We start from the raw sequence: 15,445 nt of genomic DNA, 5'->3' as shown, positions 1-15,445 counted from the left end.
GTGCCCGACCGGGTCCTGATCCTCGCGCCACGCGGGCGGGACGCGGCAATCGCTGCCGAGTTGCTCGGTCGCAACGGGGTGGCTTCGGTCGTTTGCGATGACCAGACCGCGCTGGTCGCGCAATTGGACGCGGGTGCCGGCGCGGTCATGCTGACGGAGGAGGCGCTGACGGTCGGCGATCAGGACAAGCTGGTCGCCTGGGTCGCCGCTCAGCCATCATGGTCGGACATTCCGTTCGTGGTCCTGGCCAATGGGGCCAAGACGCCGCGGTCGCCGGTCGCGGGCGAGCGGCTGGCGGGGCTCGGCAACGTGGTCCTGCTGGAACGCCCGCTGCATTCCGAGGCGATGATTGGTGCGGTGCGGTCCGCGCTCAGCGCCCGGGCGCGTCAGTACGAACTGCGGGACGCCGCCGATACGCTGGAGCAGGCGGTCGTCGATCGTACCCGCGAACTCGAGGCCGCCCGCGAAAGCCTGCAGATCGCGCTGGACGCCGCGGACATGGGCAGCTGGGACATCGACCTGAAATCCGGCGATGTGCGCCGGACACCGCGGCACGACGAGATCTTCGGATATACCGAGCCGTTGTCGCACTGGTCGGTCGACATCTTCCTCGATCATGTCGATCCTGCGGAACGCGCGGATATCGCCGCGTCGTTCGACGCTGCGTTGACCGACGGGTCGCTCGACATCGAATGCGGCATCGTTGCGGCGGATGGCAACCGGCGCTGGATCACCGCCAAGGGCCGGGTCCGGTATGACGGCGACGGCAACGCGGTCCGCATGACCGGCGTCGTGTCGGACGTCACCGATCGCAAGGAGGCGGACGCGCAGCTGGCTCAGGCGCACAAGATGGACGCGATCGGCCAGCTGACCGGGGGCGTCGCGCATGATTTCAACAATCTGCTGACCCCGATCGTCGGCAGCCTCGACCTGGTCCGGCGGCGGCACAGGGACGATGAGCGGACACAGAAGATGATCGGCGGCGCGTTGCAGGCCGCCGAGCGCGCCACCATCCTGACGCAACGGCTACTGTCCTTCGCCCGCCGCCAGGCGCTGCAGCCGCGGGCGGTCGATATCGGGGCGCTGATCGACGGGATCGTCGATTTGATCCGGCGATCGCTCGGTCCCCTGATCGCGGTGACGCTCGACGTGCCGCGGCACCTTTCCCCGGCACGGGTCGATCCGAACCAGCTGGAACTGGCACTGCTCAACCTTGCGATCAACGCGCGCGACGCGATGCCGGGCGGCGGCAGCCTGACGCTGTCCGCGGCGGACGTCGTCCTGGACGTCCGCAACACGGTGGGTGTGCAGGCGGGGCGATATGTCCGCCTCGTCGCGGCGGATACCGGGGTCGGCATGGACCGGGAAACGCTGGCGCGCGCGACCGAGCCCTTCTTCTCGACCAAGGGGGTCGGCAAGGGGACCGGGCTCGGCTTGTCGATGATCCACGGCCTCGCCGCGCAATCCGGCGGCACGTTGCACCTGTCGAGCGAGCCGGGGGCCGGTACGCAGGTCGAGCTTTGGCTGCCGGCGACCCAGGACATTCCCGACAAAATAGGCGAACCGCGCGCCGAGCCCGTGACCGCGCGGCGTGCAGCGTCGGTACTGCTCGTCGATGATGACGATCTGGTCCGATGCGCCACGGCGGATATGCTGCGTGATGTCGGCTATACGGTTCTGGAGATGCGTTCGGCGTCGCAGGTGCTCGCGATGGTTCGCTCGGGGATGGACGCGGATATCCTGGTAACCGATTATCTGATGCCCGGCATGACTGGGGGACAGCTGATCAACGAGCTTCGCGAATCGGGCGTGCGGATACCGGTACTGCTCATCACCGGCTATGCCGCCGCCGGCAAGGATGTGCCGACGGACGTGCCGCGGCTCGCCAAACCATTCCGACAAGTGGACCTTGCGGCGCGCGTCGACGAACTTCTGCGATGCACCGAACCGGGCAAGGTGAAGTTGAAGGCGATCAAATAAGCCGGATACCAATGACGGCATTACCATGGTCGCGGCTTCCCCCCGATAATATGTATTTGACGCGACGTACCGCGATTTGAGCGTGATAGAATGTTCGTCCTCGGCTAGGGTAGGAACGATCGGACGGGGGACTACTGATATGGGGGCGAAAGGCAGCCTGATCCCGCCCGGAAATCGTCACATCCGCCTCGTGACCGACAGCCCGATCCCATCGGTGATCAGCGATCCCCGCCTGCCGGACAATCCGATCGTCGCCTGCAATGCGGCGTTCTGCGCGCTGACCGGCTATGCGGCCGACGAAGTGGTGGGCCGGAACTGCCGTTTTCTCTCGGGCCCGGCGACCGAGCCGTGGCTGAGCGAGGAAATCCGGCGCGGGGTACGCGAACATCGGTCGGTGCTCGTCGAAATTCTCAATTACAAACGCAACGGGCAACCGTTTCGGAACGCCGTCGTCGTGGCCCCGATCTACGACGAGGAGGGCGCATTGCTCTATTTCCTCGGATCGCAGGTCGAAATCGATGCCGGTTCGGCGGCACCGTCGAGCATGCGGCGTATCCGCGCCGCGGAGATGGTGAAGGCATTGTCGCCGCGGCAGGGGCAGGTGCTCGCGCTGGTGGCGAACGGCCTGCTCAACAAGCAGATCGCCGCCGAACTCGACCTGGCCGAGAAGACGGTCAAGATGCACCGCGCGATCCTGATGAACCGCCTCGGCGTGCACACAACCGCCGACCTGATCCGCTTCGCGGTCGAAGCCGGGCTCTGAACGCTGCGACCGGCGATACGGGCTAAGGACTGTATAGGCGGGCCAATCACCTCGGCCTAACGCTTGCGCCGTCGTCACAACGGCAGAGCCTTTCGCCCAACAGCCATTCGGCGCGAGGTTCGGTCCCCCCCTCGACCCATCGGCGCTGTTGTGACGACTCTGGGGGTCGATAGACCGGCGTTGCTTCTCGTCGAACGGCCGCCCGCAACATCCTGCCCAGCGCGTCCGTGCTGCGCATCGCGACGGAGATATCGATGGATACCCTCTCACCCTTTCAATTCTCGTTGGTCTACAACGCGTTATCGTTCACCCTCGCGACGATGGCCGCGGCGACGGCATTCTTCTGGCTAAGCCGTTCGCAAGTCGCGCCGGCCTATCGCATCGCGCTGACCATATCGGGGCTGGTGACCGGCATCGCCGCCTATCATTATTACCGTATCTTCGATAGCTGGAACGCGGCCTATGTCTTCAAGAACGGCGTCGTGACCGCGACCGGTTTCGCCTTCAACGACGCGTATCGCTATGTCGACTGGCTGCTGACCGTGCCGCTGCTGCTCGTCGAGCTGGTGCTGGTGATGCGGCTGTCGCGCGAGGAGACGACGTCGAAGCTGGCTCGGCTCGCTCCGGCGGCGGCGTTGATGATCATACTCGGCTATCCGGGGGAGATCGCGACCGACATCCCGACGCGCGCCTTTTGGGGTACGCTATCGGCGATCCCGTTCATCTACATCGTCTGGGAGTTGTTCAGCGGACTTGGCGAATCGATCAAGCAGCAGCCGGCGGGCGCGCAGGGACTGGTGCGCAACGCGCGCCTGCTGACCTTCGCGTCCTGGGGCTTCTACCCGATCGTCTACATGGCGCCCTATGCCGGGCTGACCGGCGGGACCGCCACGACGACGATCCAGCTGGGCTATACGGTCGCCGATATCGTATCGAAGGCCGGCCTCGGTATCCTCATCTTCCTGATCTCGCTCCGCAAATCGGAAGCCGAAGGGTTCACGGCGCACGCCTGACCCGATGGCGGTATACGTACGAGTGCAGGCGCTTCCCGGTCGCCACGCCCCCGACGGGCAGGGCGACCGGGTTCCCGCATCCTATTGGATCGCGGCGGCGGGGCTGACCCTTGCCGTCGTGTCGCATCTGCCGCTCGGACGACCGGCAGCGATCGCGGTGGCGACGATCGTGTTCATCGGCGGCGGCCTGCCGCACGGCGCCTACGATATCGCGCTGCTACGCCGCGCGGCCGCTCTCGATCGCCGACGCCTCTCGCTCGTCGTCGCCGGCTATGCGGCGATCGTCGGCGCGATGGCACTGATGTGGACGACCATGCCGCTATTCGCGCTGATCCTGTTCCTGGTCGTGGCCAGCATCCATTTCGGCGAGGATTGGGGGATGATCGAGGAGCCGTTGCTTCGGGTCGCGGCCGGGGCGGCGATCATCGCCGCGCCGACGATCGGCCATCCCGGGGCGGTGACCAGGTTGTTCGTCGCGATGAGCGACGATCGCGCGGGCGTCCTCGTACGCGTCGTGATCGCGATCGCGCCGGTCGCGCTACTGATCACGGCCGTCGGCATCGCCGTCGCATGGCGGAGCGGCAGCCGCAATTGGGCGACCGCGATGGCGTCGTGTCTGTTGCTGCTGGTCGCCGCGCCACCCGTCGCGGGGTTCGCATTGTTTTTCGTATTCCTGCATTCGCCGCGCCATCTGGCCGCCACGCGGATCGTCCTGCGCGACATGACGCTCCTGCGATGGCTGGCGACCGGGGGCGCGTTGTCGGCGACCGCCTTGTTCGGCTGGTGGATGCTGCAGCGAATGACGATCGCCCCGGTCGGTGACATCACCGCGGGTGCGTTCCAGCTGCTGGCGTCGGTCGCGGTCCCGCATCTGCTGCTGTCGCGGTGGCTGGATCGTCGGCTGGAGCGGACCCGATCGGCCGTGTCGGGGTAGAGGCCCGATACGGCTCACGTCCAATAGAGGATGCGGGCAAGCGGCAATGCCGCGGCGATTTCGGCCTCGAACACCGAACGCAATCGTTTCATCGTCGGCGCATCATACACGGTCTTTTCGGTGCCGAACTTCGTGCGTTTGATCGTCCGGTTCGTGGTCGTCATGTCCAGCGCGGAGCCGGGATACCAGGTGTCGAGCACCGCCTTCGACCCAGGATTGAACCGGTGGGTGATGAGTTCGATCGTCAGGTCGACCACGTCGGCGAACAGCGTCGCGACATCCGCGATCAGCCCGCGATACGCCTGCTCCCACCCGTCGGCCGCGATGATCGGTGCGATCGTCAGGCCGACCGGATAGCCCGCGTCGGCCATCTGTTTCAGGGCCGCGAGCCGCGCCGCGACGGGTGCGGTGCCGCCCTCGAACCGTGCATAGGTGCTTGGATTGATCGACGCACGCATGCGGGTATGTCCGCCATGGTCCAGCGCCAGCAACGGCCCGACGTCGGCGAATTTGGTCGTGAAGCGTAACTGGGCCCCCTCGGTCCGGCCGAACCAGGCGATCGTCCGCGCCAATGACCCGGTCAGATGTTCGATCGCGAGCGGATCGGTATAGCAGGACGCCTCGAACGTCGTGCCCTCGTGCGACCGCGCCGCGGACCGCGAGGTGATCGTACCGTTGCCGATATAAGCGGGTATAGCGCCGAAGATTTCGTCGAGATTGGCGTAGACCCGCGTGATCGGCGGCCCTTTCAACGACCCCGCGAGATAGCAATAGCCGCAATGCGCGGGGCACCCCGCCGCCAGGTCGACGCGCCAGTCCGCACTCGGCGCGATGGGTTCGAGCTTGCGCTTCGACGGTGGGGCTACGACGATCGCCAGCGTCGCCTTCGCATCGGCATAGGCGCGGCGTTCGTCGACCTGCCGGTCCATGACGATACGGTCGGTCTTCAATTCGACGACGGCGATGCCGAGTCGTTCGGCGCGTTCGAGCATCTGCAGGCCGTGCGCCCAGTCCCTGGCGGACGGCGTCACCAGCACGCGACGGGGAAGCCAGGGACGCATATTCGGGTTCGCTTATCCGGATCGCCCATAAAGCGCACGGGCATCGCGCTTGAACGCCGCACCGCTGTCCGGACGGCTGTAGAACATATGACCGCCGGGATAGATCCGCAGCTTGATCCGCTCGGCCATGCCGAAGCTCGGCATCTGGTCGACGATCAAACGGGACGCGAAGAACGGGCAGGACAGATCGTCCCAGCCATGCGCGATCATGACCGCCATGTGCGGATCGGCGGCAATGGCCTTGCGCAGGTCCTGGACGGGGGTGTCGTCGGGCTTGCCGCGATCCCAGGCCTTGTTCACCTCGTACGACAGCGCGTGATAGCCGGCGTCGGTCTTCCACCCGACCACGCGCGTCACGAAATCGACCATCGCGCTGGTCGTCGGCGCGATCAGCGCGTCTAGGATCGGATCGTTGGACTGGCGCATCGCCGACCAGGGAAACGGATCGAACGCGGTCACGTTGGAATCATAGACGCTGCCGATCGTCCCGTCGGCACGGTGGACCTCGCGCAGGAAGGTGCCCGAATCGACGCGCCCGCCCATCCGCTGGACGAGCGAGGGATCGAGACCGGTCAGCGCGGTCACGTGGCCGACGATCCGAGTCACCGCCCGGGCATCGGAACGCCCGCGCAGCAGGTCGCTCGCGAACTCGCCGCGCGTATAGGCTTCGACATCGTTCATCGCGGCGTCGGTCAGCCGGCCTTCGCGCTCCAGATGCGCCGCCGCCATCGACGGCAGGTCGATCATCCACGGCAGCGGCGACAGCGCGGTCGCGCCGTCGCCCGAGGCGGGGTCGAGATAGGGCGAGACCATGATGAGACCGGTTACGCCGACTCCGACCTGCGACTGCAATTCGTATGCGATCCGCGGCGCGCGGTAGCCGCCATAGCTTTCGCCCATGACGTATTTGGGCGAGCGCAGCCGACCCGCCTTGACCAGCCAGTCGAACACGATCTTCGACAGATATTTGATGTCGGGATCGTTCGCGTAGAACGCCTTCTTGGTCGCAGCCTCGTCGACCAGGCTGCGGCTGAAGCCGGTACCGATCGGATCGATGAAGACGAGATCGGTGAAATCGAGCCAGCTATTGGGATTGTCGCTCGCGACCGGGCTGTCCGACGGCGCGTTGCCCTGCGTCGCGAACGATATGCGCTTCGGACCCACGGCCCCCATGTTAAGATAGACCGAAGACGCACCCGGTCCGCCGTTGAATGCGAAGGTCACCGGGCGATCGGCACCGCCGCCCACGGCGACATAGGTCGTGTAGACGACCTGCCCGATCTCCTTGCCCTTCTCGTCGCGAACCGACAGCTTCCCGACCGTCGCGTCGTATGCGATCGGCCGTCCGCCGATCACCGCCGACTGCCGCACCGTCTTGTCGGCGGGCAGCGGCGGGAATTTCATCTCGTCGTCGACCTTCTTCTCGGTCGTCGTGACTTGCTTGTCCTGCGCGGCGATCGGTGCCGCCGCCAGAAAGGCGAGGGCGATGCCTGTGGCGATGATCCGCAGCATCACTTCGCGGGCCCACCGCCGGCGGCGACCCAGGCATCGATCTTGCGTTCGAGGACGGGCATCGGCAGCGACCCGGTGTCGAGCACCTGCGCATGAAAATCGCGCGGGTCGAACCGGGTGCCGAGCGCCGCCTTCGCCTTCGCCTTGGTCCGCGCGATCGTCAGCTGGCCGATCTTGTAGGCCAGTGCCTGGCCGGGGATCGCGATATAGCGTTCGACCTCCGCGGTCGCATCGGTCCGCGCCATCGGCGAATTCGCGAGCATGTAATCGATCGCGCGGTCACGGCTCCAGCCTTGCGCATGGATACCGCTATCGACGACCAACCGCATCGCACGCAGCATTTCGTCGTTCAGGCCGCCCATCCGTTGATAGGGATCGGTCTCCATCCCCAGGTCCTTCCACAGACCCTCCGAATACAGTGCCCAGCCTTCGACATAGGCTGTGTTGCCGCCGAACCGCATGAAGGCGGGCAGGGCCGTATTTTCCTGCGCCAGGCTGATTTGGAAATGATGCCCGGGTACACCTTCATGGAGGAACAGCGTCTCCATCTCCCAGGTGTAACGCGACGGCAGATCGTAGGTGTTGTAATAGAATATGCCGCGGCGCGATCCGTCGGGGGTGCCGCCCTGGTAGGAGCCGCCGGCTTCCGTCTTCTCCTTGAAGGCCGGGACCGCACGGATCTCGAGATCGTTCTTGGGCGTCAGCGAGAATTGTTCGGGGATGCGCGCATAGACGCGCTTCTGGATCGCGTAATAGCCGTTCTTCAGGTCTTCCGCGCTCTTCGGCTGGAAGCGAGGGTCGGCGCGCAGGAAGGTAAAGAATTCGGCCAATGTTCCCTTGAAGCCGACCGCCTGTTTCTGCGTCTCCATCTCTCGCGTGATGCGTGCGACTTCGCTCAGGCCCAGTCGGTGCACCTCGTCGGCCGACAACGGCAGCGTCGTGTTCTGTTCGATCAGATAGGCGTAGAGCTTCGCGCCGCCGGGCATCGCCGACAGGCCGACCGTATCGCGCGCGACGGGCAGATATTCTCTGGCCAGGAAATCGCGCGTGCGTTGTTCCGCAGGGATGACGACGTCGCGGATCTGCGCGGCATAGGCCGCACGCAGCCGAGTCTGGTCGGCGGCGGCGATGGCGGCGGGGAAGGTCTTTACCGGGCCGTAGAAGGTCGATCCCTCGACGCCTTCCTTGATCAGATTGTCGAACTGCCCGATCATGTTGTTTACGACCAGCCGGGGCTGGACGATGCCGTCCGTCATGCCTTGCCGGAACCGCCCGATCGCCCGGTCGAGCACCCGTGCATATTCCGCGTTGCGCTTCAGGTTGTTCTCGTAATCCGCCAGCGTCTTGAACGGCGCGGCGCCCTGACCGGACGCGAAATCGGGATAGAAGGTCTGGAAGCCCTGGAAATGATCGATCGGCAGGTCGCGCTGGATCTTCAACAGGTCGGGCGCATAGCCCCGGAGCCCGATCGCGGTGCTGTTCTCGAACACGTCGTAGGCGATCTGGTCGACGCGGCTTAGTTTCGTCCGGTCTATCGCGTGCAGCGCGGCCAGATCGGCCTCGGCGGCGGCGCGCTCGGCGGCGGTATATTCGTCGGTCAGATAATCGCCCAGCCGATCGGCGTAGCGCAGATCGCCGCGGAAAATCCCCTGGATCGGATTGCGCTTCAGGCTCGCCTCGTCGCTGTCGTAGAACAATTGCTTCAGCCGCGCGTCCGATGCGCTGTCGCCCGGCATTGCGCTCGGCCGCGGCAGGGCCTGCGCAAAGGCCGCTTCGGCGGTGACGGTCGATAACAGCAGGGCGGTCAGCAGCTTGAGCGACAAGGGCATATCCTCGGACGATGAGCCCCGATGGTAGAGCGCGCTCATCTTCGTCGCAAGCGACCAGCCGACGCGGTCGTCCGACCCTCGTTACTTGGCGATTTCGGGCCGCACCTGTCCGTGCGCAAGCACGGCGAACAGGCCGGTGCCGCCGATGACATTGCCGGCAAGCGCCGGCAGGATGTACCCGAAGACCGCAGCCGTGAAGCTCGTCCGCCCCGAAAGCGCGAGCAGCCATGCCTCGCCCGATCCGGCGACGACGTGGCTGAACCCCCCGATCGCGATGGCGTAGGTGATGAGGACCACGATCCAGAATTCGCCGCCGCGCGCATTGGGCAGGATCCAGGCGATCGTCGCGATCAGGAACCCGGCGGGCATCCCGAGCAGCAGGACGTCGCCCGGCGCGTGCGCGGTCGCGGTCGTCGATATCGTCAGCGCAGCGTCAAGCTGCGGCGCGGACAGAATGATCCGGTACGCCATCAGCAACGCGACGAGGAATGTTCCCGCCAGGTTCGCCCACAGCACCGCCGCCCACAAACGAAGCATGCGGCCGAAATTGCGAAGCGTCGGGTGGGTGGCGAGCGGCAGCACCGCCGTCACCGTGCTTTCGGTGAACAATTGCAGGTTGCCGAGGATCACCAGTACGAAACCGACGGTGTAGCCGAAGCCGACGACGAGTTCCTTCCAGGGTGCCTCGGGCAGCCGCATCGCGATCGACGCCTCGGCCAGGATCGACGCGCTGATCGCGACTCCGGCGGCGAAGGCGGAGAATGCCAGCGACAATAGCGGTCGGCCGAGCTCCGCGTCCCCCTGAAGTCGGATGACCTCGTGGACGACCTTCGCCGATCCCGCCTTGCGCTGCGCGACGGCATCGATTTCATTGTCCGAGAGCCCGGATAAGGGCTGGTCTTCGGGATTCGCTTCGTCGGTCACCCGGTGTCCCCTTGTAACTATCGGACGAAACGCTGAAGGCGCGCGGATGGGGCCGCGCCTGACGGTCGTGCCGGACCGCAATCGTTGCTTCGGTGCGGTAAAGCTTAGCTGGGCTCGCGTGCCGGGTCCGACCATGGAAGGAGCCGGCATCGCACATGGGGAACGAATTGAACGACCTGGCCATCCTGTACGAGCACCCCTTATGGTTCGCGCCATTGTTCGCGGCGCTTGCGCGGCGGGGGGTCGGCTATGCGCCGCTGAGACCGGGCGGCGATTTCGACCCGGCGGATGACGGGCGTCCGGCGCGTGTCGTGTTCAACCGGATCGCGATGTCGAGTTTCCTGCGCAGTGACGAACATCCGATCTTCTACGCGCAGGCGCTGCTCGACCATTGGCGGCGGGCGGGGGCGCGGATCATCAACGGCCCGGACGTGCTCGCGATCGACGCGTCCAAGGCGCGGCAATTGTCGCTGATCGCCTCGCTCGGGCTCGCGATCCCGGCGACGCGGGTCGTCCACCGTGCCGCCGATGTCGAGGCGGCGGCCGCGACGATCGGATTTCCGCTGGTGGTGAAGGCCAATATCGGCGGGTCGGGCGCGGGGATCACACGGTTCGATAACATGGCGGAGCTTCGCTACGGGGTCTCCGCGAACGAACTGCCGACCAGCGTCGACGGCGTGCTGCTGGTGCAGGATTACGTCCCCGTCCGCGCCGGTGCGATCACGCGGATCGAGACGCTGGACCGCGCCTATCTCTACGCGATCGAGGTGTCGGGCGGCGGTGCGTTCGACCTGTGCCCCGCCGATGCTTGCGTGGAAGGGTCCGCGATCAGCATGACCGCGGTCCGTCCCGATCCGGCGCTGATCGACGCGGCCGAACGGATCGCGCGGGCGACGAACCTGGATGTCGGCGGCGTGGAGGTGATGATCGACGACCGTGACGGCGTGGCGCGCTTCTACGACATCAACGCGCTGTCGAACTTCGTGGCGAAGCCGCTGGATGTACTCGGTTGGGACCCGCACGACCGGCTGGTGGATTATCTGATCGCGACGATCGCGGAGGCAGGCTGATGCGGTACGGATATTGGACGCCGGTCTTCGGCGGCTGGCTGCGCAACGTGCCCGACGAGGGCATGGCGGCGAGCTGGGACTATACCAGGCGGCTGACGCGGGATGCCGAGCGTTGGGGCTACGACCTGACGCTGATCGCCGAGCTGAACCTGAACGATATCAAGGGCATCGAACAGCCCGCGCTCGATGCCTGGTCGACCGCGGCGGCGCTGGCGGCGGTCACCGAAACGGTCGAGCTGATGGTCGCGGTGCGGCCGAACTTCCACCACCCCGCGCTGTTCGCGAAGGCGGCGGCGAATATCGATCGTATTTCGGGCGGGCGGCTGGCGCTGAACGTCGTGTCGTCCTGGTGGGCGGACGAGGCCAGGCAATATGGCCTGCAATTCGATCAGCATGACGATCGTTACGCACGGACGGCGGAATGGCTGACCGTGGTCGACGGGCTCTGGAGCGAGGAACGCTTCACGTTCTCGGGCAAATACTATGCCACGGACGCCGCGATCTGCGCGCCCAAGCCTGCGAATCGACCGACGGTCTACGCCGGTGGCGAGAGCGAGAAGGCGAAGGCGATGATCGCCGCACAGTGCGACGCGTACGTGATGCACGGCGATCCGGCTTCCGCGATCGCACCCAAGATCGCCGACATGGCCGCGCGGCGCGACGCCGCGGGTGGCGCGCCGATGCAGTACGGCATGGCCGCCTATGCGATCGTCCGCGACAGCGAGGCGGAGGCGAAGCGCGAGCTGGAGCGGATCACCAATGTCACCGACCTGCCCGCGGGCTATGCCAATTTCGACCAGTGGCTGTCGGGCACGCAGCTGGAACGCGAATTTAAGATCCAGGAATATTCGGTATCGAACCGCGGTCTGCGCCCCAATCTGGTCGGTACGCCCGAGCAGTTGCGTGAACGGATCGCAGAATATGAAGCCGTAGGGCTCGACCTGCTGCTGCTGCAGATGAGTCCGCAGGCCGAGGAGATGGAGCGGTTCGCCCGACAAGTGATGGGCACCGCATGATCCGGCTGGTGGATGTCGGCAAGCGCTTCGCAGGGACGGGCACGGCGGCATTGGATGGCGTGTCGCTGGAGATCGCGGCAGGTGAGGTCTTCGGCGTGATCGGTCAATCGGGCGCGGGCAAATCGACGCTGATCCGGCTGATCAACGCGCTCGAACGGCCATCGTCGGGCCGCGTCGAGGTCGACGGCGTCGACGTCGCGTCGCTGTCCGCCACCAACCTGCGCGCGCTGCGCCGGCGGATCGGCATGATCTTTCAGAATTTCGGGCTGCTGTCGTCGCGTACCGCGGCGGGCAATGTGTCGTTCCCGCTCGAGCTGATCGGCATGCCCGGCGAAGAACGCGCGGCGAAGGTGGCGGCGCTGCTGGCGCGCGTCGGACTGACCGATCACGCTACGAAATATCCGGCGCAATTGTCGGGTGGCCAGAAGCAGCGGGTCGGCATCGCCCGCGCGCTGGCGACCGATCCGCGGATCCTGCTGTGCGACGAGGCGACGAGCGCGCTCGATCCCGAAACGACGCGAAGCGTGCTGGCGCTGTTGCGGGACCTGAATCGCGAACGCGGGCTGACGATCGTTCTCATCACGCATGAAATGGCGGTCGTCCGCGCGATCTGCGACCGGGTCACTGTGCTGGACGCGGGTGTCGTGGTCGAGACGGGCACCGTCGCCGATGTGTTCGCCGGTGGCGCGCATCCCGCGACTCGGCGCATGCTGGCGGCGCTCGCGGCGTGACCGGCCGGTTCGCGAATATCGAATGGCCCGACATCGCCCAGGCCTGTCTCGATACGCTCACGATGCTGGCCGGATCGCTCGCGCTGACGATCCTGTTCGGGTTGCCGCTCGGGGTGTTGCTGTTCCTGACCGGCAGCGGGCAGGTGGGGTCGAACCGGGCGGTGAACGCGGTGCTGGGGACGATCGTCAATATCCTGCGGTCGATCCCGTTCATCATCCTGCTGATCGTCATGATCCCCGTAACCATGGCGCTGGTCGGCACGTCGCTCGGCGTCGCCGGCGCGATCCCGCCATTGGTCGTCGGGGCCGCGCCCTTCTACGCGCGGCTGGTCGAAGCGTCGCTGCGCGAGGTGGATCGCACCGTCATCGAGGCGACGCGCGCGATGGGCGCGACGACGTGGCGGATCGTGACGGGTGCGTTGATCCCCGAAGCGATGCCGGGGCTCATCGCCGGGGCGACCGTCACCGCGGTGGCTTTGGTATCGTTCACCGCGATGGCGGGCGTGGTCGGTGCCGGGGGGCTGGGCGACCTGGCGATCCGTTTCGGCTATCAGCGGTTCCAGACCGATGTGATGGTGGTGACTGTGGTGCTGCTCGTGCTGCTGGTCCAGGCCATCCAGTTCGTGGGCGACCGGCTCGCCCGTCATTTCACCCGACGCTAGGATATCTCGATGAAACGGCTTCTGCTCTCCGCGATCCTGCTGACGCTTGCCGCCTGCGGGGGCGCATCGAAGGACGATGCCAGTACGCTGACCATCGCCGCGACCGCGGTGCCGCATGCGGAGATATTGGAATCGGTGAAACCCGTCCTCGCGAAGGAAGGCGTCGACCTGAAGATCCGCGTCTTCAACGATTACGTGCAACCCAATCTGCAGGTCGATCAGCGCCAGATCGACGTGAATTATTTCGAGACCAAGCCGTATCTGGACGAGTTCAACCGGTCGCGCGGCACGCATCTCGTCGCGTATGCGGGTATCCATGTCGAACCTCTGGGTGCCTATTCGCACAAATGGAAGCGGATCGCGGATTTGCCGCACGGCGCGGTCGTCGCCATTCCTAACGAACCAAGCAATGGCGGCCGCGCGTTGCTGCTGCTGCAAAAGGCGGGGCTGGTCCGACTGCGCCATCCGAACGATCCGCTCGCGACGCTGCACGATATCGTCGCCAATCCGAGGGCGCTACAGTTCAAGGAGCTGGAGGGCGCGACCTTGCCGCGAACGTTGGACGAGGTCGATCTCGCGCTGATCAACACCAATTACGCGCTGGACGCCCGGCTCAACCCGCTGCGCGACGCGCTGATCATCGAGGACGCGCATTCGCCCTATGTGAACTTCGTCGTCGGCCGTCCCGGCGGCGAAAAGGACCCGCGCGTCGTGAAACTGGTCGCCGCGCTGCGCAGCCCCGCCACCCGCCGGTTCATCGAGGACCATTACAAGGGCGCGGTGCTGCCGGCGTTCTGATCGTTCGGATACGACAGCAAGAGCCGGAGTGTGGCCCCATCGCGCGTCGGCCATGAACGGGATACTTGAGAAGCCGATGAAGGACTGGCCGTGACCGCAACCGCTAACGACACCCAATCGGACCCACGCTGGGAACGCGTGCTCGCCCGCGACCCGAATGCCGACGGCATATTCTGGTATTCGGTCGCGACCACCGGCGTCTATTGCCGGCCGTCCTGCCCCTCGCGCGCGGCGAACCCCGGCAATGTCGCGTTGCACGATACGCTCGCCGAGGCGCAGGCGACGGGCTTCCGGGCGTGCAAGCGCTGCCGACCCGACGACTCCTCGTCGGCTACGACCGCTACCATCGCCGCCGCCTGTCGCCTCATCGAGGCGCGGGAGGACATGCCCTCGCTGACCGAGATGGCGACCGCGGTCGGCCTCAGCCCGACCTATTTCCATCGCTTGTTCAAGCGCACGACAGGACTGACCCCGAAGGGCTATGCCGCCGCTCGCCGGGCGGAACGGGTCCGCGGCGCGCTCGCAAAGGACGGCAGCATCACCGCCGCGATGTACGACGCGGGGTATAACAGCAGTGGGCGATTCTACGCGCAGGCCGCGGGCACGCTCGGCATGACGCCGAAGCGGTACAAGGCCGGCGGCACCGACGAGGTGCTCCGCTTCGCGATCGGCCAATCGTCGCTGGGCGCGATCCTGGTCGCGTCCAGCGAGACGGGAGTCGCCGCGATCCTGATCGGCGATGATCCGGGGGTGCTGGCCGAGGATCTGCAGGACCGGTTTCCGCGCGCGACCCTGGTGGGCGACGATGCGGCGTACGAACGGCTGGTTGCCCGGGTGGTCGGCTTGATGGAGGCTCCCGGTCTGGCGATCGACCTGCCGCTCGACATCCGCGGCACCGCTTTCCAGCAGCGCGTCTGGCAGGCGCTGCGCGACATCCCCGCGGGCCGCACGATGACCTATGCCGAACTTGCGGTGCATATCGGTTCGCCGGCCTCGGTGCGCGCCGTGGCGGGGGCGTGCGCGGCGAACGACATCGCCGTCGCCATACCATGCCACCGCGTCGTTCGCACCGATGGCACGCTGTCGGGATATGCCTGGGGCGTCGAGCGCAAGCGAACGCTGATCGCGCGCGAGGCCAGGTCAGCCTAATCG

At 66.2% G+C, this 15,445-nt stretch carries 14 protein-coding genes; 10 read left to right on the top strand and 4 right to left on the bottom strand.

Annotation, left to right across the window (positions count from 1 at the left end):
- From HUU99_RS03460 to HUU99_RS03445, 4 genes are all read left to right on the top strand, one after another.
- Positions 1 to 1,980: a PAS domain-containing hybrid sensor histidine kinase/response regulator gene (locus HUU99_RS03460; protein ID WP_174285184.1), complete on the top strand. Its 1,980-nt coding sequence runs from the start codon at positions 1 to 3 to the stop codon at positions 1,978 to 1,980.
- 139 nt (positions 1,981 to 2,119) lie between these two features.
- On the top strand, positions 2,120 to 2,743 hold the full coding sequence (locus HUU99_RS03455) for a LuxR C-terminal-related transcriptional regulator (RefSeq protein ID WP_174285183.1): 624 nt from the start codon (positions 2,120 to 2,122) through the stop codon (positions 2,741 to 2,743).
- Between the two features lie 254 nt (positions 2,744 to 2,997).
- Entirely contained in the window at positions 2,998 to 3,756 is a 759-nt protein-coding gene (locus HUU99_RS03450) for a bacteriorhodopsin (protein ID WP_174285182.1), read from the top strand.
- A 4-nt stretch (positions 3,757 to 3,760) separates the two neighbouring features.
- Complete coding sequence (locus HUU99_RS03445) at positions 3,761 to 4,690, top strand: Brp/Blh family beta-carotene 15,15'-dioxygenase (RefSeq protein WP_174285181.1); 930 nt, start codon at positions 3,761 to 3,763, stop codon at positions 4,688 to 4,690.
- A gap of 14 nt (positions 4,691 to 4,704) precedes the next feature.
- Here the strand turns inward: HUU99_RS03445 and HUU99_RS03440 are convergent, their stop codons facing one another.
- The 4 genes from HUU99_RS03440 to HUU99_RS03425 all read right to left on the bottom strand — a co-directional run bounded on the left by HUU99_RS03440 (position 4,705) and on the right by HUU99_RS03425 (position 10,016).
- On the bottom strand, positions 4,705 to 5,751 hold the full coding sequence (locus tag HUU99_RS03440; RefSeq protein WP_174285180.1) for an SPL family radical SAM protein: 1,047 nt from the start codon (positions 5,749 to 5,751) through the stop codon (positions 4,705 to 4,707).
- A 12-nt stretch (positions 5,752 to 5,763) separates the two neighbouring features.
- A complete protein-coding gene (locus HUU99_RS03435; RefSeq protein WP_174285179.1) occupies positions 5,764 to 7,263 on the bottom strand; it encodes a S10 family peptidase in 1,500 nt (499 codons plus the stop codon).
- Complete coding sequence (locus HUU99_RS03430; RefSeq protein ID WP_174285178.1) at positions 7,263 to 9,092, bottom strand: DUF885 domain-containing protein; 1,830 nt, start codon at positions 9,090 to 9,092, stop codon at positions 7,263 to 7,265. The genes HUU99_RS03435 and HUU99_RS03430 overlap by 1 nt, the downstream gene beginning before the upstream one ends.
- Before the next feature lie 81 nt (positions 9,093 to 9,173).
- Positions 9,174 to 10,016 (bottom strand): formate/nitrite transporter family protein, encoded by an 843-nt coding sequence (locus HUU99_RS03425; RefSeq protein ID WP_254602895.1) that lies wholly within the window; start codon positions 10,014 to 10,016, stop codon positions 9,174 to 9,176.
- A 155-nt stretch (positions 10,017 to 10,171) separates the two neighbouring features.
- Here HUU99_RS03425 and HUU99_RS03420 point away from each other — a divergent pair, with 155 nt between their 5' ends.
- The 6 genes from HUU99_RS03420 to ada all read left to right on the top strand — a co-directional run bounded on the left by HUU99_RS03420 (position 10,172) and on the right by ada (position 15,442).
- Positions 10,172 to 11,086 carry an ATP-grasp domain-containing protein gene (locus tag HUU99_RS03420; protein WP_254602894.1) on the top strand — a complete coding sequence of 305 codons (915 nt, stop codon included), beginning with the start codon at positions 10,172 to 10,174 and terminating at the stop codon, positions 11,084 to 11,086.
- Positions 11,086 to 12,102 (top strand): LLM class flavin-dependent oxidoreductase, encoded by a 1,017-nt coding sequence (locus HUU99_RS03415; RefSeq protein ID WP_174285175.1) that lies wholly within the window; start codon positions 11,086 to 11,088, stop codon positions 12,100 to 12,102. The genes HUU99_RS03420 and HUU99_RS03415 overlap by 1 nt, the downstream gene beginning before the upstream one ends.
- Entirely contained in the window at positions 12,099 to 12,833 is a 735-nt protein-coding gene (locus tag HUU99_RS03410; RefSeq protein ID WP_174285174.1) for a methionine ABC transporter ATP-binding protein, read from the top strand. The genes HUU99_RS03415 and HUU99_RS03410 overlap by 4 nt, the downstream gene beginning before the upstream one ends.
- Positions 12,830 to 13,495, top strand: a complete 666-nt coding sequence (locus HUU99_RS03405; RefSeq protein ID WP_254602893.1) for a methionine ABC transporter permease — start codon at positions 12,830 to 12,832, stop codon at positions 13,493 to 13,495. Before HUU99_RS03410 ends, HUU99_RS03405 begins: the two co-directional genes overlap by 4 nt.
- 9 nt (positions 13,496 to 13,504) lie before the next feature.
- On the top strand, positions 13,505 to 14,293 hold the full coding sequence (locus HUU99_RS03400) for a MetQ/NlpA family ABC transporter substrate-binding protein (RefSeq protein WP_174285173.1): 789 nt from the start codon (positions 13,505 to 13,507) through the stop codon (positions 14,291 to 14,293).
- Positions 14,294 to 14,383: 90 nt separating this feature from the next.
- Positions 14,384 to 15,442 carry a bifunctional DNA-binding transcriptional regulator/O6-methylguanine-DNA methyltransferase Ada gene (ada, locus tag HUU99_RS03395; RefSeq protein WP_254602892.1) on the top strand — a complete coding sequence of 353 codons (1,059 nt, stop codon included), beginning with the start codon at positions 14,384 to 14,386 and terminating at the stop codon, positions 15,440 to 15,442.
- Positions 15,443 to 15,445 lie beyond the last annotated feature (3 nt).

It is taken from the genome of Sphingomonas bacterium (genome assembly GCF_903642285.1).
Taxonomy (GTDB): domain Bacteria; phylum Pseudomonadota; class Alphaproteobacteria; order Sphingomonadales; family Sphingomonadaceae; genus Sphingomonas.
The sequence above is the reverse complement of the archived record's forward strand: the minus strand, read 5'-3'. Positions and strand labels throughout refer to the sequence as shown.

Bases quoted from the DNA above. Each gene is read 5' to 3' on its own strand.
- HUU99_RS03455 (WP_174285183.1), top strand. From the start codon at position 2,120: ATGGGGGCGAAAGGCAGCCTGATCCCGCCCGGAAATCGTCACATCCGC.
- HUU99_RS03400 (WP_174285173.1), top strand. From the start codon at position 13,505: ATGAAACGGCTTCTGCTCTCCGCGATCCTGCTGACGCTTGCCGCCTGC.
- HUU99_RS03410 (WP_174285174.1), top strand. From the start codon at position 12,099: ATGATCCGGCTGGTGGATGTCGGCAAGCGCTTCGCAGGGACGGGCACG.
- HUU99_RS03415 (WP_174285175.1), top strand. From the start codon at position 11,086: ATGCGGTACGGATATTGGACGCCGGTCTTCGGCGGCTGGCTGCGCAAC.
- HUU99_RS03435 (WP_174285179.1), bottom strand. From the start codon at position 7,263: ATGCTGCGGATCATCGCCACAGGCATCGCCCTCGCCTTTCTGGCGGCG.
- HUU99_RS03430 (WP_174285178.1), bottom strand. From the start codon at position 9,092: ATGCCCTTGTCGCTCAAGCTGCTGACCGCCCTGCTGTTATCGACCGTC.
- HUU99_RS03445 (WP_174285181.1), top strand. From the start codon at position 3,761: ATGGCGGTATACGTACGAGTGCAGGCGCTTCCCGGTCGCCACGCCCCC.
- HUU99_RS03440 (WP_174285180.1), bottom strand. From the start codon at position 5,751: ATGCGTCCCTGGCTTCCCCGTCGCGTGCTGGTGACGCCGTCCGCCAGG.
- HUU99_RS03450 (WP_174285182.1), top strand. From the start codon at position 2,998: ATGGATACCCTCTCACCCTTTCAATTCTCGTTGGTCTACAACGCGTTA.
- HUU99_RS03420 (WP_254602894.1), top strand. From the start codon at position 10,172: ATGGGGAACGAATTGAACGACCTGGCCATCCTGTACGAGCACCCCTTA.